The following is a 19,992-nucleotide window of genomic DNA, read 5'->3' on the forward strand; positions in this document are numbered from 1 at the left end:
ACCGAATCCCGGACGTCCGCCGGGCGCGCCAGCGCCGCCAGGACCTGCAAATCCGGTGCGCGTCGGGTGCTTGGGACGCGGACCAGCGCCGGGGAACTGCCCCGGAGGGCCGCCGGCACCGGGCGTACGTTGCTGGAATCCACCGCCAGGAGCGCCTGTAGGCCTGCGATCGAAGATCGGCTTGCCGCGCTGAATGCCTGCGCCCTGTGCCGGTGCGGGCGTGGTGCTTGCTGCGACGATGGGTGCCTTGTACACCGGACGGGGACCTGTTTGCGGCATTACCACGCGCCGCGGAGCGATCACGGGTCGCGCCGGCGCGGGAATCGATTCGGGAACTGATGAGATGGGAGCCTCTGTCTCTGCTGCGACTGTGTCTGGTGCCGCAGGAACTTCCTTTGCTTTCGCGGCAATCTCCGGAGCCTGTGCGGCTGGCGCTTCAACGGCCGGCGTCGCGGCTTCATGCTTTTCCGGCGCTGGTGGCGCTGCTGTTGGTGCCGGAGCCACAACAATCTTGGGTGCGGCAGGCTTTACTGCCGCAGATGTTGGTTCGGCGGACTTGGTCGCCGTTGATCCGGCTGCCGGTGGCTTCACCACAACCGTTGGCGGAACCACCGTCACAATCGGACGTGTCCCGGCCGCGCCCGCAGGAGCCTTCGCCACAACGGCGCCGGCGGGCGGTTTCGATGCGATGGCAGGAGCTGCGGGAGGAACAATCGCAGGAGCAGGCCGTGGCTGCGGCACAATCTTCCGAGGCTCGGGCCGCGCTGGAGCTGCCGGCGGCGCAGCTACCGAAACAACCGGCGGTGCGGGCTTTGCCGGAGCCTTCGGCGAGGTCGTTGCCGCTTTGCTGGGAGGCAGATGGCTCCTGCGAGCTTCCGCTTCCTCCTCCTGCTTTTTGGCAAGGATCGCCTTCATCACGTCGCCGGGCTTCGAGACGTGAGACAAATCAATCTTCGGTGTGATGGTCTGCGCAGTGCGCGACGATGATGCGCCCGTGTGGCCGCCCTGGCGCCCATGCTGAAAGTGCGCGCGGACCTTTTCGGCTTCGTGCCCCTCGATCGAGCTCGAGTGCGTCTTGCCCTCACCCAGGCCAAGTTCCGCGAGTACGTCGAGAATCTGACGACTCTTGACTTCCATCTCGCGCGCGAGATCGTTAATTCGAACCTTACTCATCCGCCTCTTTTCAGAATGTGCTGCCCAAAGCCCGTTAGTCGCTCCGGGGCCCCCAACGGCTGGTCTTTGTCGTTGGGGTGGCCATAGCTACCTCTTGGCATTGGCCGGTTAACTTACCACCATTATCACTTGATTCCGCTCGAAAAGTGCGACGCATACTATGCGCCGCCCTCTTCATTTTCCGCTTCGTTCTCTTCGATTCCTTCGTCAGCGCTGGGAATGTTGTCGACCGCAAGCTCTGCCGCCGTTTCGTTCTCGTCTTCGGTCGCCTCTTCCAGCACTTCCTCGGAATTCTCGAGCTCCGCTTCCGCGGTTCCCGCAACGGCCTCGGCTGTCTCAATCTCTGACGCGCCCTCCGAAAGCTTGCCGGTATCCGCCGCCGCAGTCAGAGCTGCAGGCTCATCGCTGCCTTCCACTTCCGGCGCTCCCGCCACTCCTGCGCCCTCGGTCGCCTCGCCTTCTTCGCCCTCTTCAAAGTGGCCGAAGTAGTGGCGAACAGCGACACTGATACGTTCCAGCGTCTTCTCGCCGATGCCCGGAATCTCTTCGAGCTGCTCCGGCGTCATGTCGGCCAGACCTTCCACCGTGGTGATGCCGGCAGCCACCAGCTTCTGGATAATCCCTTCACCCAGTTCGGTAACCTGCTCGATCGGAGTCGAAGGTCCACCGGTGAGAGCCTGCATCTGCTGCTCCACTTCCTGGCGCTTCTCTTCCTCGCTTTTGATATCGATTTTCCATCCCAGCAACTTCGCTGCAAGCCGGACATTCTGTCCCTTTTTACCGATGGCCAGCGAGAGTTGCGTATCATCCACGATCACTTCGAGCTGCTTGTCCGTCAGGTCGGTAATGGAAACGCGGCTCACCTTGGCCGGCTGCAAAGCCTTTTCCGCGAAGGTCGTAATCTCTTCGCTGAATTCGATGATGTCGATCTTTTCGCCGCGCAGTTCGCGAATGATGGACTGCACGCGCATGCCCTTCATGCCGACGCAGGCGCCTACAGGGTCTACATCCTTGTCGCGCGACTGGACGGCAATCTTGGTGCGCTCGCCGGCCTCGCGCGCAATAGCACGGATGGCCACAGTGTTGTCGTAGATCTCCGGCACTTCCGACTGAAACAGGTTCGACACCAGTTCCGGCGCGGCCCGCGAAACGATGACCTGGGGTCCCTTGGCGGCACGATCCACCTTGAGCAGCACTACCCGCACACGTTCGCCGATGGTGAACTGTTCGAGGCGCGATTGCTCGCGTTTGGGGCAGCGCGCTTCGGCCTTGCCCAAGTCGAAGATAACGTCCTGTCCCTCGATCCGCTTCACCGTTGCATTCAGCACTTCTTTTTCGCGGTGCGCATACTCGTTGAATACCGTGTCGCGTTCCGCCTCACGCACCTTCTGGAAGATCACCTGCTTGGCAAGCTGTGCGGCGATGCGGCCGAGCGGCGTGGTGTCGCGGTACATGCGGATCTCGCTGCCAACTTCGACGCCCGGCGCAAGCTCATTGGCCTCTTCGAGCGTGATCTGATTCACGGGATCTTCGAGTTCATCGTCGGTGGCAACAACGGTCTTGTAGATGTAGGCGGTGATCTCGCCCGTATCCTTGTTCAATTCTCCGCGCATGTTCTCCTGGGTCTTGTAGTATTTGCGCGTGGCAAGGGCGATCGCCTCTTCCACGGCGCCCACCACGATCTGGGGCTCAATCCCCTTTTCGCGGCTCAGGAGTTCGATACTTTGATACAAGGCGCTGGACATACTCTTCTTACTCTCTCGGTTTGTTTCCGGCGACCATCCGGTCTGTGGATTGGTTGCGCCGTTGGATTGTTGTTGAGGAGGCTTTTGCTTCCGCCTCCGAAACCGCGCCTCACGGCTTGGCTAAATCTCCGGGATCAGCTCTGCTCTCTCAACATTATCCAGAGCGATTTCCACTGTGCTCACGCCTGCCTTCCGGCTCTTGCTGTTCTGATGCACGGCACCAGGATCGAGTGTGATGGTCTGCCCTTCACCCGGCAGCAGCCGCCCTCTCCAGTGCCGGTTATTGCGAACCGGCTCGAATGTCTGCACCTTCACCAGGCATCCGGCAAACCGGCGAAACTCCTCCGGCTTCGTCAACTTCCGATCCAGACCCGGTGAACTGGCTTCCAGTGTGTAGTCTGCCCCGGGTACCAAATCTTCCACGTCCAGCAGAACACCAAAATCCCGGCTGAACTCCGCGCAATCTTCATGCGTCACGCCAGATAGCTGTTCCACGCTTAACTTGCCTTCCACCAGTCGTTCAGGAAGCCCCTCAACCCCAGCCGCGATTTCCGCTTTCAATCGCGTCCGGCCTTCGGCGTTCTTCTCGAGAAAAACCCTCAATACACGCTCTTTAGCAGGCCCGGCAAATTCCACATCCACCACATCCAGGCCATGCGATGCGGCCACCCGCTCTGCGGCCTTCCGAATCTCTTCCAGCGTTGCTGCCATGCGTCGAAGCCCGGCCGTTGGCCCCTCAATCAAGGGGCTCCCGGTCAAAATCAGCGGCCGTATTCCGGGAGAAATTTGCACCAAATAAAAAGTGGGCTGTGAGCCCACTCATCTCTCCGCCAGCCGGCATCCTCACGGCAACTCAGGCGGACAAACTCGTCTGCAACATCTAGCATACGGGGTTTCGTGCGGAAATTCAATGCGACTTCGGGGTTGTCTGAAACCCGAAGCTTCCAGTCTGGCGGAGATAGCTCTACAATCAGTTCCCGGATGGGGGTCGTTTCGTGAAGCCCGGCTGGCGTATCATATTGGATCTTCTCGTGTTGATTCAAAACCGGTTCACGGCGGCTGAACTCAACCCGCACCATCGATCGCGCAGGAGGCAGGCATGCGAGTCATCCTTCACCTTCCTATTGCAGCTCTTTTGATATTGTCGGTTCCGCAGCTCTGCGCGCAAGGAGCGCCAGGATTTGATGGAGGAGTGACAGAGACTCTGCAGAGCATCTACATTCCTCCGCTGGTTCGTGCGCCATTTAGCGCGATCGTGCATACGGAATGGGTCCGACCGATTCCCAGCGGCGGCTCTTATACGGCGGTCAATGAGCGCCGGGTAGCGCGCGACGGACTCGGGCGCATCTACGAAGCGCGCTGGCTGCTGGTGCCCAAGGACTCCGGCGTTCAGTCGCGCATGAACGTCATCCAGATCGCCGATCCAAACAATCACACCCTGTATAACTGCTTCGTGTTTGAGCGGCGTTGCATGCTTCTCAAGTTCGCCGAGCCCGCCATGATCAGCTACAAGCCGCCGGTTATCCCATCGGGTCCACTCGAAAACGGCAAGGGCTTCACTACACATCTGGAACTTGGGGTACGCACGATCGCGGGCATCGACACGACAGGAACCCGGGAAACGACCACGCTGAATCCGGGCGCCATTGGCAACGATCGCGCCTTCGTGACGGTGCGTGAGTTCTGGCAAGCGCCACAGATTGGAGTGAACATTCTCTCCACAGTCGATGGCCCGCAGACCGGCCAGCAGACCTTTACGCTGTCTGACGTGAACCTCACAGAGCCTGACCCGCAACTCTTTGAGTTGCCCGAGGGCTACGAAGTGCTGGACCGCCGTCAAAAACCCGGAGTTCCTGTCGCACCGCGCCCGGAATAAGGAAATTGCATGTCACTGCACCGTAATGGTCCCTGCGGTTGCAAGGCTTGATGCGGCCGAGGAGTTGCCGAGCAAGACGGTGTACGTGCCTGGCGCTACCTTCCAGCTGTTTGAGGTCGTATCCCAGTAGGACATGGGATGAGAGGAGTCGTTCTCATCTACTTCAATCGTGACAGTTTGCGATGCGCCGGGGTCGAGTTTCACCTTCTGCCAGCCAACCAGTCGCTTCGGGGGCTCATTCAAGTCGGCCGGCATGCCTAGATAAACCTGGGCGACTTCAGCTCCTGCTACGTTTCCGGTATTGGCCAGGTTGAACGTGACCTGGAAATTCGGTTTGGATGTCGAACTCAGATTGTTCACAACCGCCGGGTTGGTGATCGAGAAAGACGTGTAGGAAAGCCCGAATCCAAATGGGAACAAGGGCGTCAAGCCATTTACATCAAACCACTTGTAGCCGACGTTATAGCCCTCGGAGTAGTTGACGGCGAACAGTGTTGTGCTGTCGGGCGGCTGCGGCGTAACGGGGCGCGCAAGCTGCGCATCGCTGGCCGGGAAGGTGACGGGCAGCTTGCCGGAGAAATTCGCCACTCCAAAAAGCAGATCGGCGATGGCGGGACCGCCGCTCTGGCCCGGATACCACGCTTCCAGGACCGCGTTGACCTGCCCGAGCCACGGCATCAGGATCGGTCCGCCGCTTTCGACCACGACGATGGTGTGCGGATTCGCCGCTGCGACAGCTGAAACCAGTGCGTCTTGATCGATGGGGATTGGGTTGACGTAGTCGGTCAGGGCGAGGCTGGGCGCGTCCAGGCCCTCGGCGTCCCATTGGTTCACGAAGACGATGGCGACCTCCGAGGAGGCTGCGAGAGCGGCGGCTGCGCTTGGATCGGAGCCGTCGGCGTATTGGATCTTTGCGGCCGGTGCTTTGGCCTGGATAGACCGAAGCGGCGAGGAGGGATCCCAGATGACCTGCGCCCAGCAGGGTGGGCAAGGATTGTCGGGTCGTGTGTAGATGGCGCCTCCTACGGGCTGCACCTGTGCAGAGCCGCCGCCGGATAGGACCGCGGCGTCGGCGTGCGATCCGATGATGGCGATAGAGGCGATCGAGGTGCTGAGCGGGAGCTGATTCGCAGAATTTTTCAGCAGCACCGCGCCTTGTTCTTCGGCCTCCTGTGCAATGGCGGCGTCGGCTGCGGCAGGAACTGGCTGAATCGTCTGCGGATTGTCAAAGATTCCCACTTCGTACATGGCGCGGAGAATGCGGTGGACCATGTTGTCGAGGCGCGATTGGGACACCTGGCCGCTGGAGATTGCGGTACCAAGTGAGGCGAAGTAAGGATTATCGGGCTGTTCCTGGTCGAGACCATTGTTGGCTGCATTCACGGTACTGTGCGTGGCCCACCAGTCGGACATGACGAAGCCGGAGAAGTTCTAGTCATGCTTCAATACGTCATTCAGCAGGTGGCTGTTTTCGCAGCTGTACACCCCGTTGGTCAGGTTGTAGGAACACATGACCGATTGCACATTCGAGTCTTTCACTGCAATCTCGAATGCCAGCAGATCGCTTTCCCTCCCTCCTCTCTCGTCGATGATGGCGTTGGCGGTGGTGCGGCCGGATTCCTGGTCGTTGAAACTGAAATGTTTGGTGCAGCCGATGATGTGTTGAGCCTGCGTGCCGGAGATGTGGGCCGCGGCGATCTTGCCGGCGAGGATGGGGTCTTCTCCCTTGGTTTCGAAGGTGCGGCCATCGCGCGGATCGCGTGCGGTCAAATTCACATTTCCGCCCAGGTTGACGTTGATGCCGTAGTCAGAAAGTTCAACGCCGATGACCGTTCCGTATTTGTAAGCCGCGTTCTGGTCCCAGCCCGCTGCGCTCGCGAGAGATGAGGGGAGTGCCGTGGCGGGGCCATTGGCCACACTCGCGCCGGCGCTGCCGTCGGCGAAGTAGAGATCGGGGATGCCGAGACGCGATATACCTGGCGTCCATCCTCCAGCACCGCGGGGCACGATGAATTTTCCTGCAGCGTCGAAGTAGGCTGCACCCTGGACCATGTGCAACTTTTCGGCTTGCGTCATTTGGGCCAGCAGCGCGTCCGCTTTTCCATCGGGGGTGGTCGGGGTGGGCGTTGGGGTTGGAGTCGGTGTGGGCGAGGACGCAGAGTGGCCGCCGCAGCAACTGAGCCCGAGCGTGAAAGCGAATGCGACAAGCGATGTGACAAGACGCGACGAGAATCGAGGTGCAAGCATACACTCCCCCAAGAAGCCGGTATAGGGGAAGCACCCCCATCATAGACCTGCGGTAATGGGAAGGTGCGCTGCGGGGCACGTATCGAAGTGGTGACTAATTGCATCAATCTTAATGGGGGTTGGGATTGACGGAATTTGCCTCCGGCGCTACTCTCTCCCCATAACTCCACTTGGTTGCCTGCGCCAATACGGAAATCTACACAACGGCCACGGCCCGGTGCGCTTTTCTCCGCAACTCGCAAATAATCGCTCTCCAACTCCACCCATTTCACCGGTGCAATCATCAAATCAACAGCCAATTTCTGCCCTTGAGGCAGGGCCTATGGAGGCACTCTGAACGCTGCTCTGGAGATCACGCCAAATCTTGAGCCCCTTTTCGGGACCCGCGATGAAAACCTCAGACTGATGGAGGATTCACTAGGTGTAAGGATCGACCTGCGATCCGACGCCGTGCACGTGGAAGGGCCAGACGAAGCCGTCGCCAGAGTCCAGCGCATATTTCAGGACTTCGAGACTCTGCGGCGCCAGGGCGTCAATCCCCATAATGGCGAACTGAATGGCATGCTGCGCCTGGTTGTGGCCGATCCGGCTACCACTCTGCGTTCGCTTGCCGATGCAGGCAAACAGCGCTCGGCGGGTGTGAAGCGTACCGTGCAGCCGCGCTCGCTCAACCAGCGCAAGTACATTGAAGCTATCGAGCAGAACGACATGGTCTTTGGCGTGGGCCCCGCCGGCACCGGCAAGACCTACCTCGCTGTGGCCATGGCCGTTGCTGCTATGAACGCGAAAAAAGTCAGCCGCATTGTGCTCGTGCGCCCCGCGGTTGAAGCAGGCGAGCGGCTCGGCTTTCTCCCCGGTACGCTGCAGGAAAAGGTCGACCCGTATCTTCGTCCGCTCTACGACGCGCTCTACGACCTGCTCGATCCGGAGAAGGTCGACAAGATGCTGGAGAAGAACGTCATCGAGGTTGCGCCGCTGGCCTTTATGCGCGGCCGTACCCTTAACGATGCCTTCATCATCATGGACGAAGCGCAGAACACGACCATCGAGCAGATGAAGATGTTTCTGACGCGCATGGGCAACAACTCGAAGGCCGTGATCACCGGCGATATAACGCAGATCGATCTGCCCAACCCGCGCAAGTCCGGGCTGCTGGACGCGATCAACGTGCTCGACGGGGTGGAGGGGATTTCGTTCTGCCACTTTGCCGACGGCGATGTGGTGCGGCATGCGCTGGTACAGCGTATTGTGCGCGCCTACGAGGCGACCAAGCCACAGCAACAGGAACTGCCGTTGAACCTGGGCGAAGCCATCCAACCCGAGGGCCAGCAGCAGGAGCCGCAACAGGCTGCGCATCCGGCGAAACCGCAGTAACGTAGTGAATAAGTGAAGGAGTGAAGAGCGGCGACAGCTATCTCGGTCGCCGCTCTTTTGCGTCCTGTATACTCGCGGCACAAAGGACCCGAGATGAAAACTTCCCTTACGCGTCGCACATTTCTCTCTCGTTCCGCCGCTGTTTATGCCGGTGCGCAAGTGGCCGGCGTGACTCGCCTTCTCGGCGCAGATGCCAAGCCGAAGCCGGGCGTGCAGATGTACGTGGTGGCGGCAGATTTCAAGAAAGATCCAACTGGTACGCTGGCAAAGCTGGCAACCATCGGGTACGGGTATGTCGAAGCGTTCGTGAGGGGGATTGACGTCGAGGAATTCAAGAAAATGGTTGGCGACGCTGGGTTGGGATGCCCATCAGGACATTTCGGGTTTGGCTTTGTGGCGACCGAGAAACTGCTGGACGATGCAGGGGTGCTGGGCGTTCGGTATGTGGTGAGTTCTGTGCTGCCGCCGGGGCCGCCGAAGAATGACAACATGAACGCGTTGCTGCAGAGGCTGAATCATCTTACTGTGGATGACTTCAAGCGGATGGCGGCGATGGCGAACTCGATCGGGGAGAGCGCGAAGAAGCGCGGATTGGAGTTTGCGTACCACAACCATAATGTGGAGTTCCGCGAGTTGGAGGGCGGCGTTACCGGATACGAGATTCTGCTGAAGGAGACCGACCCGGAACTGGTGAAGCTGGAGGTTGACGCGGGTTGGATGGCAGCCGGGGGCGCCGACCCGGCGGCGCTGATTGCGGCGAATGCCGCGCGAGTGCGGCTAATTCACTTCAAGGACTTCAGCACGGTGACGCCTCCGGTGAACGAATTTGGAGAGGCCGCCGGCAAGCACATTGTGAATCTGGGGACCGGGGTGGCACCGCTGAAGGCGGCTTATGAGGCGGCGCAGAAGGCGGGAACGGAGTACTTTATCGTGGATCACGATCCGCCATTTCACGGGGAGACGGCGCTGGAAGCGGCGAAGGTGGACTACGCATATGTGGCCGGGTTGATGGGGGTTTAGTTCATTCCTCGATCTCAAAAAGGACCAAAGCACGAAAGAGAAAAGCACCGTTCGCGTAAAATAAAAGAGACACGGGGCCGCTGCTATGGCGTCCTTGCGCACGATGATCCTTCTCGACCCAGATCTGGACACCGACCTTTCCCCGCAGGCAAAGATGCCGAAGAGGTCAGGAGTCGCCAGCCAACCGGCGGCCCTCCAAGGGCAGCGCATTCCGTCGCGGCGAACGCTTGCGCGTTTTTTGTGCGAGGCCCAGGCGGCGGTGAAATTGCGTGGGCACGTTTCGGTACTCCTCACCACCGATGCGGCCATCCGGCGGCTGAACCGCCAGTTCCGCGGGAAGAACAAGGCGACGGACGTGCTTTCGTTTCCCGCAGCGGCGCCGGGCCCGCTGAAAATCGCAGGCGATCTGGCCATCAGCATTCCTACCGCGCGCAGGCAGGCGGAAGAGCGCGGCCACTCCCTGGCAATTGAAATCAAGGTGCTGATGCTTCACGGATTGCTGCATCTTGCCGGGTACGACCATGAAACTGACGCGGGCCAAATGGCGCGCCGCGAGCAGAGCCTTCGCGCCGCTCTTCGTCTTCCTCATGGCCTGATCGAGCGCGCAGACCTGGGCGGGAATGCCAGGCCTGCGAAAGGTTTGCGCTCATGAGTTGGATCACCATCATCCTTCTGGTGATTGTGGCGCTGGTCGACACCTTCGCCGCCTATATCAGCCGCGTGTACTCGGAATTCGGCAAGATTCTGCCGCGCGAGGTGCAGGACAATCTCGATCATTGGGAAGAAGAGATCGAGCCATTGATCGGCCTCACCCGCGAACATGCGGCTCTGTGCGCTGCTGTGCTGCAGCAACTTACGCTTGCGGTATTTGCGCTTGCGATCGGCGCGGTGCTTTTCGATCGGGCCCCGCACACTGCACGGCCCACCTACCCCGAGATCACGCAGGCTGTGCTGGTGGTCTTGCTGGCCGTCGTATTCTGCAACCAGATTCTGCCTTCGCTGCTGTTTACGCAGACCAAGGGCCGGTGGGCGGCGCGGCTAGTGTGGCCCATCCGCCTTCTGCTTTGGATAACGACGCCGATTACGGCGATCGTCCGATTCTTTTTCTCCCTGGCATCTCTTGCTGAGAAGCCCGTAGCCGAAGAAGATGAGCCTGCGCCCGATGTTGAGTCGCTGCTCGAGGCGGGCGAGGAAGAAGGAATTCTCGAGGAGAGCGATCGCGAACTGGTGCGCTCGGCCGTTGAATTTGGCGACAAGCTGGTGCGCGAGGTGATGACCCCGCGGCCGCAGATTTTTGCCGTTCCGCAATCAATCACGCTCGAGCGTTTTCTCGAAATGCTGAAGGAGCATAATTTTTCGCGCGTGCCCGTCTATGAACGAACGCTGGACTCGATCATTGGAATTGCGTTCGCGCACGACCTGCTGCAGATAGCCGACGAGGACGCGCGAACCAGAACCGTTGCCAGCATCCTGCATCCCGCGGTGTTTGTTCCGGAAACGAAACGCGGTTACGAACTTCTGCGCGAGATGCAGCGCGAAAAGCAGCACATGCGCATCGTCATCGATGAGTACGGCGGCGTATCAGGCCTCGTGACTATCGAGGACCTTCTCGAAGAGATCGTTGGAGACATTCGAGACGAACATGAAAAGGAGTCTCACACAAACGACCCGCAACGCGAGCCGGGCGGCGTGTGGGTTGTCCCTGGCGATTTCCCTGTGGATGAATTGCAGCATCTGTTTGGCGACGACGTCGATGTGGATGAAAAATACGAGGCCACAACACTTGGCGGCCTGGTAAGCGAGGTCGAAGGGCGCATTCCGCTGCCCGGAGAGGTTGTGCTGCTGGAACACAGCGGCCTGCGCATCCAAGTTGTCGCATCCACCGATCGCCGCGTGGACCGGCTGCGGATTTTTCCGCCCGCCCGGGAAGAGGCGACGGCGCTGCCGTGAAGAGCGGGGACAAGGAAATGAGGGACCCCGCCGAACCATCCGGCGAGAGTCGATGTCATACACTCATGCAGGAGTGATTTTCTAATTGAAATCGGGATTTGTTGCAATTCTTGGCCGGCCCAATGCCGGCAAAAGCACGTTGATGAACGCCCTTACAGGCGAAAAGATTGCCATTGTCACGGCTAAACCGCAGACGACGCGCAACCGCATCATCGGCGTGCTGGAGGTAGCTGCGCGCAAGAAGGTTCATCCCGCGGCACAAATCGTCTTCGTCGACACACCGGGCGTTCACAAGCCCGCCTCGCACCTCGATCGCCGGATGTTGCAGGAGGTTCATGAAGCGCTCGAGACGCGCGATGTCGTTCTCGTATTGATGGACGCCAGCCGGCGCGTGCAACTGGAAGCAGCTGGCGAACCGGCCGAAGCGCATCAGCGCGGCAAGCCCAGCTGGGCAAGCGAAGACGAGTTTCTGTTCTCAATGATTCGCGGGCTGGATTGCCCTGTGTTCCTCGTCCTTACCAAGATTGATCTTGTCGCGAAAGATGTGCTGCTGCCGCTGATTGAGACGTTGACGAAGCAATACAAGTTCACAGAAGTGATTCCCGTCAGCGCCCGTAAACGCGATGGGCTCGAACTTCTCGTCCGGAAGATTGTCGATGCGCTGCCGGTGGGCGAGCGCTACTACCCCCCGGACCAGTACACGGACCAGCCCATGCGCTTCATGGTGGCGGAACTGATTCGCGAGCGCATTCTTGTGGACACGGGCGAAGAGGTTCCCTACGCTGCCGCGGTTGTGATTGAGCAGTTTGAAGAAGCCGAACCGCCTGCTCCGCCGCGCAAGAAAGGCCAGCCGCCTGCCCGGCTCCCGCTTACGCGCATTGCGGCGGCCATCTACTGCGAGCGCGAAGGCCAGAAGGCGATCCTCATCGGCAAAGGCGGATCGAAGCTGAAAGAGATTGGGACGGGCGCCCGCAAGCAGATTGAATCGCTGCTCGGAACGCGGGTATATCTCGAGCTGCATGTGATTGTGGAACCCAACTGGCGGGAGTCGCGGCCATTTGTCGAGTCGCTCGATTGGCGAAGGCAGCTGGAGAAGCTGGCAGAGAAACAGGGAAACGAGAAACCCGCCGACGAAGAATTCTAGGGCGTCTCTACGCTCCCCTCACCTTCCCGCGACCATTGCTTTTTACTTCGTACATGCGGGCGTCGGCGGCGCCGATGATCGCGTGCACGGCGAGATTTTCGGGCGGGCAGGTGGCGAGGCCGACGCTGGCGCTTGCGGTCAGCTCAAGGTCGTTGCTCATGTGGAAGCGCGTATTTATCAACTCTGTGTGAATGCTTGTCGCCAGCGCGAGCGCTTCGGTTGCTGAAGTCTCCGGCATCATGATGACGAACTCATCGCCGCCGTAGCGGAAGCAGCTATCCTGCTCGCGGCTGAGCTGCTTCAATCGGCTTCCCACGCGCGCCAGGAGTTCGCTTCCGATCAGGTGCCCATGAATGTCGTTCACCATCTTGAACCGGTCGAGGTCGATGAAGGCCAAGCTCACAGGATGGTGCAGGCGCCGAGCGCGATCCAGTTCATGCTCCAGCATTTTGTAGAGATGCCGCACGTTGTAGAGTCCGGTTGCGTCATCGGTGATGGTGAGCTGCTGAATACGCGCCACATCGCGGGCATTTTCAATCGCGATGGCAGCGTGGTCGCACAGGATGTGGAGGAAGGCGATGGTGTAATCGCTCATCTGGCTGGAGCGCGGATTGAGAATCTCAATCACGCCGTGCACGCCTTTGCGACCGCGCAGCGGCATCGCAATCACAGAACGGACGCGGCGCCTGTCTGCGGCCAGCGTCTGCTGCAGACGCGGATCGTCGTTCTCTGATTCCGGAACAATCAGCGTTTCGCCGTGCTGAACGACCCAGCCTGCGACGCCCTCATCCATCTTCACCCGCAGATCGCGCAGGGCTCCCTCAAAGTTTCCCGAAGCGATGGCGTAATAGAGATCGTTGTGCTGTTCATCCAACATCAGCAGCGTCCACATGTCTGCCGCGATGATCCGCTCCATCTGGTCAAGAATCGTGCGCAGGATCGTATCCAGATCGAGGCTCGAATTGAGCGAGCGCGCCAGCTGGTGGAAGACCATCAGGTCGTCGAGGGGAATTCGATTTTCGGTCAATTCATTCATTTCGGCGCAAAAGGGGGAGAGATCTCATCTGATGTGAATTCTGTCACATGCGCATGTTCAAATCGCGCAGGAAGAGTTTCTTTAGTCCATTTCAATATGTACTAAAGTTACCTGCGTTGGGATTTCGGGGGCTTCAGCCGCCTATGTGGACCATGGAACGTGACGGCTTCAGAAATTCAGGTTCGCCGATATGGTGGCGCGCTTCCTTACCGTAAATAGTCTGCACAATGTAATTCGACAGTGCAGTTTCGTCTTCTCCGGCGCGCATCCTTCCATAGAGATCGTGTTCGACTTGTGAGAAAAGGCACGTCCGAATCTTTCCATCCGACGTGAGGCGCACGCGGCTGCACGCCCCGCAGAATGCCTGGCTGACCGGCGCAATGATTCCGATTTCGCCTACGCCATCGGGAAAGGTATAGCGGCGGGCGGTCTCACTGGGTTCGCGTGGAGGTAAGGGAACCAGCGGCATTGCGCGGCCGATGCGGGCAACAATCTCGGCCAGGGGAACCACAATCTCCGGCGTCCAGAGGCGGCCTTCTTCGAGCGGCATAAATTCGATAAAGCGCACCACTACATCTTCTTCGCGGGCGAAGTGTGCGAATCCCTCGATCTGGTTGTCGTTGAATCCGCGCAGCAAGACACAGTTGATCTTCACAGGCGCGAGGCCCGCTGCGCGCGCGGCGCGAATGCCGGCCAGAACATTCTTGAAGCTCCCGGGAACGCGTGTGATGCGTTCGAAGGTCGGGGCATCGACGGCGTCCATGCTCACGGTGACACGGTTCAACCCCGCAGCCTTTAACGGAGCCGCCAGGTTGTCGAGAAGATGTCCATTGGTGGTCAGTGCCAGGTCGAGCGGTTCGCCGGCCAGAGTGCGCAACTGCGCGAGTTGCTCGATCAGTTCGATCAGGCCGCGGCGTAAGAGCGGCTCGCCACCGGTGATGCGCACCTTTTCGATGCCGAGATTGACAAAGAGCTTGATCAGCCGGAGATATTCTTCGATACCCAGCTCGGGATACTGGGCTCCCAGCTCGCCTGTTCTGCAATAGACGCACTTGTAATTGCAGCGGTCGGTGATGGAGACGCGCAGATCATGGATCACGCGGCCATGGCTGTCGATGAGCCGGCGCGCGGAAGTCGGGGATGGTGCAATTGGGGAAGCGGATGCCATCTGTCTATCTCAGGCTATACCGTTTTCGCACGGTGTGCTGGCATGACAGCGACGAGAGCCGGCGCAAAGGCCGGCTTGTTTTGTTCCAGGCGCATCTTTCTGATGCGGATTCAGTCGATTCGAGGAGTTCCGGACCGCAGAATCAGCCCGGTTAAACCGAGCACGGCAACCAGGGTAATCGCGATGATGAAGTAGTAGGCCATGGGATGAACCCAGCCCGGTGAATAGGTCAGGTCCTGGCCCACCCACAGCAGCAGAACCGTTGCAATCACGGCGAACTGGCCGGCGATGACGAGCAGCGTGTGTCCCCACTCGCGCCGTTTATCCAGCGCCTCCACCTGGTCGGGGGTAAGGTTGCGTTCTTCAGGGGGAAGAAGGGAATTCGCCATCGGACTCTATCTCCTCGCGGGCACCGATCGGCCTCCGGGCCCGTGCCGCTCATTGTTTCGATTCAATCACATGCCGCCGGGGCCGCGCTACCGGTTTACGTCCGGCATTTTCATCGCATCGACTACTCGTTCAGAAAGGCCAGGGATTGCAGAGACGTAATCTCAAAGGGCTTGCGGCAGCGGACATTCGTGCAGCTCAGCTTGTCGTCGCGACGCACCATGTAGGACTGTGCCTTGGCGAACCGCGCCCGATCGCGCTCATCTGCGTTGCGCGGCAGCTGGGGCCGCTTGCGTCGCACTACCCAGTTCACCTTGTACTCGCCAGCCTGACCGCATTTAGGACAGGTCAGCGTATGCGTCCGTGTCTCCGTGGTCTCGTTGAAAAACTCCCGCTCTTCCATTTCCTGCGTTTCTCCACTTCAGCGAAAGAGCCCCGTCGGATCAGCCGCCTCCCGACGGAGCCTCGCAGATAAATGTTCCAGGCACTTTCCACTTGGCCCGAACTCATTCATCTTAATCCCCGGGCGGTGGTCGCGCATGGGGTGCGCGCGATGGGCGAGTTTGCCCTACCCCCTATTATCCCGTCTCATTGGGTAAAGGTCCCGCATTCATTGAATTACAGGCGGGGGTGGCGGTAAAGATTTCTCTTCATTGGGATTCGCTGTAGAGGTTTGAAAAGACAGGGATTAGGGGGCAGGGATTGGAGATTAGGGACAAAGGGGACAAGGGGACAAGGGGACAAAGGGACAAGGGGACAAAGGAACAAGGGGACAAAGGAACAAGGGGACAGGGTTAGGAACGGACCTGCTGGCGGCATTTTTGGTCTCTTTTGGGCGGAGGATTTGGATTTCAAGTACATTGTGCGCCAATGGCTGGTAATTGCCTGCAAAACGGCGGGAAGTTTTTTGCGAATGGAATGAGGGGGTTAGCGGGAATTTTCGGGACTAGGTATCTGTTGAAATGACTGACCTGATGACAATTCGGGGCGGTCGCAACAGCGACCACTCAGCCCTTCTTGGAGGGTTTCGGTTTAAAGAGGGAATCAATGGCCTTCTGGGGGTCTTTGATTACCAAACGTTCCTCTTTGGGACCGCGCTTTCGTTTTTTAGCCTTCTTCGTCTGCATAGAATAGTATTATCGTCTCGGTTCTTGGTTTGGGTATCCCCCAGCCGGGGATCGAACCCGGACGCCCGGAATTGGGCACCCGCTTGCAAAGCGGGCCTGACTGCCAGTTCCAGCACTGGGGGATCAATAGCGCTGAATGTAGGGGCGGGAGATCCGTCAAAGTGTGCCGCCCCTACTCGCTCCGGGCCGATCAGCGCGGCCCTCAGACCCTCCTCATGTGACATCTCCCGAGTCGGCCAAGGCCCTGGCGGGGTCTGTCACTATCCAACTGTAGAAGACATTATTTCCCTCGGTTTCGCGAGTGATCTCCGGCTTCTTCTGGTCGGCAAGACGACTCAGAACCTTATAGATAGACGACATCGGAACAGTCAGCCCGGTCATGTCATAGCCATGTTTAAGAAGCTCGTCTCGGATATCGGTGGGGGACATCCGCTGACCCTCGACGTTCTTCAAAGTCCACCGGATCGCGTCCGTGATTCCCATGCCGATGATGGTTTTCTCGTTGCCGAGCCCGGCAAGTGGTTCGAGATGGATCAAAATCTCGTTGAGATGGGAAAGTTGGTTAGATACGTCCCCAATTTCAACCTCAAGCTCCGCGTGCCGCTCCATGAGAGCTTTCCGCTTCCTGTAGATTTCTCGCCACACATTGTCGTATTCAGTTTCAATGTAAGCCATACCCAAGGAGAGTACCCATGCGAGTAGACAATGTCAATCCAATTCGCGAAATTGACGCGTCATCATCTGTAGACATCACATGGAATCGCGTCATTTCTGACGCAGAATGTGAGATCAAAACCTATAAAGACAAGATCAACAAGCTACGCAAGTCTATTAATTTCTTCAAAAAACAACAATCTCTCGGCCTTGAGTTTCCAAGACTTAGAGACAAGGCATGACGATTTATATTGATACTTGTTGAAATTTCTGCTATCTTCTTTACATGAAGAAGCCGAAATCACAGGTTCTAGAGGCACTACGAAATGCGTCAGTAGATGAAGCAAAGGCTGTCGCATTTTTGGAAGCGCAACGTTGGGGAGATGCACCGTGCTGCCCCCATTGCGGAGATCTGGACGTGTATCCGATGATGACGGGTGAGAAGCGCAATAAGGACTACCGGTGGCGCTGCAAGGGATGCAAGGCGATGTTTACTGTTCGCACAAAATCTGTCCTCGAAGAGACTCGGCTTCCTCTTCGCGTATGGGTGTATGCGATCTGGAAAGCAGCGTCCAGCAAAAAGGGCATCGCCGCTCTACAACTCAGCCGCGAATGCGAGATTACGCACAAATCAGCCCTCTTTGTGCTTCGTCGCTTGCGCCACGGTTTGACCGAGGAGAACCCGCAGAAACTTACTGGAACGGTTGAGGTCGATGAGGTCTACATCGGCGGTCGTCCCCGCTATGTCAGCCGCTCGAACATGGGGACATATGCAGACTACAAAACGCCGGTAGTTGGTATCGTGCAGCGCGGCGGTGATGTTCGCTTCCGCGTGATGCCTCGCGTGACAGCCGAAACTCTAGGCCATTTCGTTGCAGAAAACGCGGATCGTTCCTGCCGTCTCATCACTGACGATTCGAAAGCATACAAGACCGTTGGACTCGCGTTCGAGGGCGGTCACAAATTCACTCGCCACAAGCACCGCCAGTACGTGAAGCCCGGAACCGACATTCACTCGAACACGATTGAGGGTGTGTTCTCTCTGCTCCAGCGTGGTGTAATGGGCACGTTCCACAGCGTCAGCCGCAAGCACCTTCCGAATTATCTGAACGAGTTTCAATTCCGCTGGAACACCCGCAAGCTGAATGATGATGAGCGGGTAACGCGGGTGGTCAAATCGCTAGTTGGGAAACGGTTGGAATACCGAGAATCCGTAGAGAATCCGCCTTATAGCGAAGCCGCAGGAGTGGAATTTTAGGCGCAAGAAAACCCGCTGGCAGGCGGGTTGCTTGTATTTCTAATGTGTCGCGTCTTGCAACGCTCTAGAAAAGAGTGTCTGCTAAATGTGTGCTAAAAATCAATATGAAAATTCTGCCCCCGAAAATATCACAGACGCCCTGATTGTGGTCGTTTATCCTTCTTGGACCATGAAAAATGCACTCGCGTCTCTCATAAACCTATTGACGTTATTGATAGGGATCACAATCGGCATCATACTGGCACCGCATCTTGAAAGGCCAGCACATGCCTTGGGCGCAGAACCACAGGTTGCTCTATCCACCACGCCGCCGAGCGGTCCTGAACAAATCACTCCGCAGATATCGGCGGGAAACGCTGCTGTGTATCTATTTCTCGCGCACCATATCCAATCAGATGAATTAGTCGTCAACGGAATCGACATGCTCAAATTGCAACAAGGTGAAGTTAACTTGCTTTCGCGAATTCCAGGAGTGAATCCACTGGAGTTGCAGGGCATTGTGAATAGCGCTAAGGATACTCATCTGTATCAAGTAGCCCCCCAGCCGAAATCACAACAACCTCCCGCAAAGTGAAGAGTGACCAAACCATGCATATTCTCCTTTTTGTCCTAATGTTGCAACAACCGCTACCGACCAGAGCGCGAATCGTTGTTCCACAGCTAAGAGAAGTAGAAACTGTGACTGTACCTGGCTTGAATAAGAATTCACCTATTCAAACATACGAAATGGGGCGTGATATTGGCGGTCTAGCATCCGCTCTCGGGTATTTACAATCCGACGTAGACAATCTTAAGAAACTTCGAGCGGACCCAGACCGGAAAGACATCGACGATCTCAAGAAAACCGTAGATAAGGTTACGGTATGGGGTACGGCTTACCTGTCGGTGTTTGGAGCGGTACTCATTATCTTTGGCTCTTTTGCGAAAAGAATCTGGAGGGAGATGGTTCTTCCTCGAATCAGGAATATCGTAATGGCCCAAATTGGGGAAACACGAAAATCCCCGGTTTCAACAAGTACCTAGTCCCGGGAATTTTCGCGTGATGGGGGTTGACAGGTCGAGGACGGTGATGGATTCCTGCGACCTGGAGGACTTCGCACCTTTATCGCCAAAAACAAGGGACTCAGCGCGCAAAAGGCGCTCCGCATGGCGTCCGTTGCTTACAAGCTAGCCATGCCGAAGATGGACAACAAACCCGGCATTCGCGCCGCAATCGCGTGCATTGCGCAGGGAATCCAGCTCGAAGTCTTCGACGGTCGCGACGGCTCCCAACTCCTCTACGCCGCACAAGTTGCATTGAGCACACTCACAGAAAGGAAGCGCAAGAAATGACCACCCCCACCCCCATGCCCGCCGATTCACGCCAAGCACAAACCTCGGGTGCCCCATCCATCGCACACGCGATGGGTGGGAAAGCAACGAACCCCACGCCAGCCGGCTACAGCCACCCCCACCGCCCCGGAGCGGCCAAAGCCCTAGCCGACGCACAGCGCAGAGTCGCCGCCGCCGTCAAGGGCACCACACCGGCCCGCAACCGCATGGTGGCGATCCTTCACAACGCCGCCATGGACCTCTGGGACGTAGCCACCGAAGAAGACCCCGCACAGATGTGGGAAGAAGCCCGCGCGATTGCCAGCCGCATTCTCGCCGCCTGCCCAACCGCCTAACCACCTGGTGCGACTTCCCCCGCACACCGTTGCTCAAGTGGTAGTCATTATGGTGTGACCGGCTCGATGCGCTAGTCGTGGGTTAGGCTGAGTTTGTTAAGAACTTTAGTCCAGAGCCACAAGCGGAGGGAACCGGTCATGACTGAGAAGTTACGATTTTTGGGTT

General features: G+C 58.3%; 21 protein-coding genes and 1 tRNA gene. 11 read left to right on the forward strand and 11 right to left on the reverse strand.

The window, feature by feature from the left end:
* The 3 genes from WCA10_RS22880 to rimP form a co-directional block, all read right to left on the reverse strand.
* Positions 1–1,173 (reverse strand): translation initiation factor IF-2 N-terminal domain-containing protein (locus tag WCA10_RS22880; RefSeq protein WP_472824851.1); only part of this gene is annotated, 1,173 nt, incomplete at its 3' end.
* A 158-nt stretch (positions 1,174–1,331) separates the two neighbouring features.
* Positions 1,332–2,918: a transcription termination factor NusA gene (nusA, locus tag WCA10_RS22885; RefSeq protein ID WP_472824852.1), complete on the reverse strand. Its 1,587-nt coding sequence runs from the start codon at positions 2,916–2,918 to the stop codon at positions 1,332–1,334.
* Positions 2,919–3,038: 120 nt separating this feature from the next.
* A complete protein-coding gene (rimP, locus tag WCA10_RS22890; RefSeq protein WP_472824853.1) occupies positions 3,039–3,662 on the reverse strand; it encodes a ribosome maturation factor RimP in 624 nt (207 codons plus the stop codon).
* Between the two features lie 448 nt (positions 3,663–4,110).
* On the opposite strand from rimP, the gene WCA10_RS22895 reads away from it, so the two are divergent.
* Positions 4,111–4,794, forward strand: coding sequence for a hypothetical protein (locus WCA10_RS22895; RefSeq protein WP_472824854.1), 684 nt, complete (start codon positions 4,111–4,113; stop codon positions 4,792–4,794).
* 12 nt (positions 4,795–4,806) lie between these two features.
* Here the strand turns inward: WCA10_RS22895 and WCA10_RS22900 are convergent, their stop codons facing one another.
* A complete protein-coding gene (locus WCA10_RS22900) occupies positions 4,807–6,207 on the reverse strand; it encodes a glycoside hydrolase family 3 C-terminal domain-containing protein (RefSeq protein WP_472824855.1) in 1,401 nt (466 codons plus the stop codon).
* A gap of 18 nt (positions 6,208–6,225) precedes the next feature.
* The gene (locus WCA10_RS22905) at positions 6,226–7,041 is read right to left on the reverse strand and encodes a glycoside hydrolase family 3 N-terminal domain-containing protein (RefSeq protein WP_472824856.1); all 816 of its coding nucleotides are present in this window, start codon (positions 7,039–7,041) and stop codon (positions 6,226–6,228) included.
* Between the two features lie 333 nt (positions 7,042–7,374).
* Here WCA10_RS22905 and WCA10_RS22910 point away from each other — a divergent pair, with 333 nt between their 5' ends.
* The 5 genes from WCA10_RS22910 to era all read left to right on the forward strand — a co-directional run bounded on the left by WCA10_RS22910 (position 7,375) and on the right by era (position 12,529).
* The gene (locus WCA10_RS22910; RefSeq protein ID WP_472824871.1) at positions 7,375–8,415 is read left to right on the forward strand and encodes a PhoH family protein; all 1,041 of its coding nucleotides are present in this window, start codon (positions 7,375–7,377) and stop codon (positions 8,413–8,415) included.
* A gap of 93 nt (positions 8,416–8,508) precedes the next feature.
* A complete protein-coding gene (locus tag WCA10_RS22915; protein ID WP_472824857.1) occupies positions 8,509–9,435 on the forward strand; it encodes a sugar phosphate isomerase/epimerase family protein in 927 nt (308 codons plus the stop codon).
* Positions 9,436–9,520: 85 nt separating this feature from the next.
* On the forward strand, positions 9,521–10,087 hold the full coding sequence (ybeY, locus tag WCA10_RS22920; RefSeq protein WP_472824858.1) for an rRNA maturation RNase YbeY: 567 nt from the start codon (positions 9,521–9,523) through the stop codon (positions 10,085–10,087).
* On the forward strand, positions 10,084–11,385 hold the full coding sequence (locus tag WCA10_RS22925) for a hemolysin family protein (protein WP_472824859.1): 1,302 nt from the start codon (positions 10,084–10,086) through the stop codon (positions 11,383–11,385). The genes ybeY and WCA10_RS22925 overlap by 4 nt, the downstream gene beginning before the upstream one ends.
* 85 nt (positions 11,386–11,470) lie before the next feature.
* Positions 11,471–12,529, forward strand: coding sequence for a GTPase Era (gene era / locus WCA10_RS22930; RefSeq protein ID WP_472824860.1), 1,059 nt, complete (start codon positions 11,471–11,473; stop codon positions 12,527–12,529).
* Between the two features lie 7 nt (positions 12,530–12,536).
* Here the strand turns inward: era and WCA10_RS22935 are convergent, their stop codons facing one another.
* The 6 genes from WCA10_RS22935 to WCA10_RS22960 all read right to left on the reverse strand — a co-directional run bounded on the left by WCA10_RS22935 (position 12,537) and on the right by WCA10_RS22960 (position 16,922).
* Complete coding sequence (locus WCA10_RS22935; RefSeq protein ID WP_472824861.1) at positions 12,537–13,556, reverse strand: GGDEF domain-containing protein; 1,020 nt, start codon at positions 13,554–13,556, stop codon at positions 12,537–12,539.
* A gap of 142 nt (positions 13,557–13,698) precedes the next feature.
* Positions 13,699–14,733: a GTP 3',8-cyclase MoaA gene (moaA, locus tag WCA10_RS22940; protein ID WP_472824862.1), complete on the reverse strand. Its 1,035-nt coding sequence runs from the start codon at positions 14,731–14,733 to the stop codon at positions 13,699–13,701.
* Positions 14,734–14,843: 110 nt separating this feature from the next.
* Positions 14,844–15,122: a hypothetical protein gene (locus WCA10_RS22945; protein WP_472824863.1), complete on the reverse strand. Its 279-nt coding sequence runs from the start codon at positions 15,120–15,122 to the stop codon at positions 14,844–14,846.
* A gap of 122 nt (positions 15,123–15,244) precedes the next feature.
* The gene (locus tag WCA10_RS22950; RefSeq protein ID WP_472824864.1) at positions 15,245–15,523 is read right to left on the reverse strand and encodes a hypothetical protein; all 279 of its coding nucleotides are present in this window, start codon (positions 15,521–15,523) and stop codon (positions 15,245–15,247) included.
* 760 nt (positions 15,524–16,283) lie between these two features.
* Positions 16,284–16,369: transfer RNA gene (locus tag WCA10_RS22955), tRNA-Ala, on the reverse strand.
* 91 nt (positions 16,370–16,460) lie between these two features.
* Positions 16,461–16,922: a hypothetical protein gene (locus WCA10_RS22960; protein ID WP_472824865.1), complete on the reverse strand. Its 462-nt coding sequence runs from the start codon at positions 16,920–16,922 to the stop codon at positions 16,461–16,463.
* 17 nt (positions 16,923–16,939) lie between these two features.
* Here WCA10_RS22960 and WCA10_RS22965 point away from each other — a divergent pair, with 17 nt between their 5' ends.
* The 5 genes from WCA10_RS22965 to WCA10_RS22985 all read left to right on the forward strand — a co-directional run bounded on the left by WCA10_RS22965 (position 16,940) and on the right by WCA10_RS22985 (position 19,826).
* The gene (locus WCA10_RS22965; protein ID WP_472824866.1) at positions 16,940–17,143 is read left to right on the forward strand and encodes a hypothetical protein; all 204 of its coding nucleotides are present in this window, start codon (positions 16,940–16,942) and stop codon (positions 17,141–17,143) included.
* Between the two features lie 44 nt (positions 17,144–17,187).
* Complete coding sequence (locus WCA10_RS22970; protein ID WP_472824867.1) at positions 17,188–18,159, forward strand: IS1595 family transposase; 972 nt, start codon at positions 17,188–17,190, stop codon at positions 18,157–18,159.
* A gap of 85 nt (positions 18,160–18,244) precedes the next feature.
* Positions 18,245–18,733: a hypothetical protein gene (locus tag WCA10_RS22975; protein WP_472824868.1), complete on the forward strand. Its 489-nt coding sequence runs from the start codon at positions 18,245–18,247 to the stop codon at positions 18,731–18,733.
* 572 nt (positions 18,734–19,305) lie between these two features.
* Entirely contained in the window at positions 19,306–19,491 is a 186-nt protein-coding gene (locus WCA10_RS22980) for a hypothetical protein (protein WP_472824869.1), read from the forward strand.
* Positions 19,488–19,826, forward strand: coding sequence for a hypothetical protein (locus WCA10_RS22985; protein ID WP_472824870.1), 339 nt, complete (start codon positions 19,488–19,490; stop codon positions 19,824–19,826). The genes WCA10_RS22980 and WCA10_RS22985 overlap by 4 nt, the downstream gene beginning before the upstream one ends.
* The last annotated feature ends 166 nt before the right edge of the window (positions 19,827–19,992 follow it).

The organism is Occallatibacter sp. (genome assembly GCF_049582745.1).
Lineage (GTDB): Bacteria > Acidobacteriota > Terriglobia > Terriglobales > Acidobacteriaceae > Telmatobacter.

Excerpts from the sequence above, each read along its gene's own strand:
- nusA (WP_472824852.1), bottom strand. The coding sequence starts at position 2,918 with ATGTCCAGCGCCTTGTATCAAAGTATCGAACTCCTGAGCCGCGAAAAG.
- WCA10_RS22900 (WP_472824855.1), bottom strand. The coding sequence starts at position 6,207 with ATGTCCGACTGGTGGGCCACGCACAGTACCGTGAATGCAGCCAACAAT.
- WCA10_RS22905 (WP_472824856.1), bottom strand. The coding sequence starts at position 7,041 with ATGCTTGCACCTCGATTCTCGTCGCGTCTTGTCACATCGCTTGTCGCA.
- WCA10_RS22915 (WP_472824857.1), top strand. The coding sequence starts at position 8,509 with ATGAAAACTTCCCTTACGCGTCGCACATTTCTCTCTCGTTCCGCCGCT.
- ybeY (WP_472824858.1), top strand. The coding sequence starts at position 9,521 with ATGGCGTCCTTGCGCACGATGATCCTTCTCGACCCAGATCTGGACACC.
- WCA10_RS22925 (WP_472824859.1), top strand. The coding sequence starts at position 10,084 with ATGAGTTGGATCACCATCATCCTTCTGGTGATTGTGGCGCTGGTCGAC.
- moaA (WP_472824862.1), bottom strand. The coding sequence starts at position 14,733 with ATGGCATCCGCTTCCCCAATTGCACCATCCCCGACTTCCGCGCGCCGG.
- WCA10_RS22945 (WP_472824863.1), bottom strand. The coding sequence starts at position 15,122 with ATGGCGAATTCCCTTCTTCCCCCTGAAGAACGCAACCTTACCCCCGAC.
- WCA10_RS22950 (WP_472824864.1), bottom strand. The coding sequence starts at position 15,523 with ATGGAAGAGCGGGAGTTTTTCAACGAGACCACGGAGACACGGACGCAT.
- WCA10_RS22960 (WP_472824865.1), bottom strand. The coding sequence starts at position 16,922 with ATGGCTTACATTGAAACTGAATACGACAATGTGTGGCGAGAAATCTAC.
- WCA10_RS22965 (WP_472824866.1), top strand. The coding sequence starts at position 16,940 with ATGCGAGTAGACAATGTCAATCCAATTCGCGAAATTGACGCGTCATCA.
- WCA10_RS22970 (WP_472824867.1), top strand. The coding sequence starts at position 17,188 with ATGAAGAAGCCGAAATCACAGGTTCTAGAGGCACTACGAAATGCGTCA.
- WCA10_RS22975 (WP_472824868.1), top strand. The coding sequence starts at position 18,245 with ATGTGTGCTAAAAATCAATATGAAAATTCTGCCCCCGAAAATATCACA.
- WCA10_RS22980 (WP_472824869.1), top strand. The coding sequence starts at position 19,306 with ATGGCGTCCGTTGCTTACAAGCTAGCCATGCCGAAGATGGACAACAAA.
- WCA10_RS22985 (WP_472824870.1), top strand. The coding sequence starts at position 19,488 with ATGACCACCCCCACCCCCATGCCCGCCGATTCACGCCAAGCACAAACC.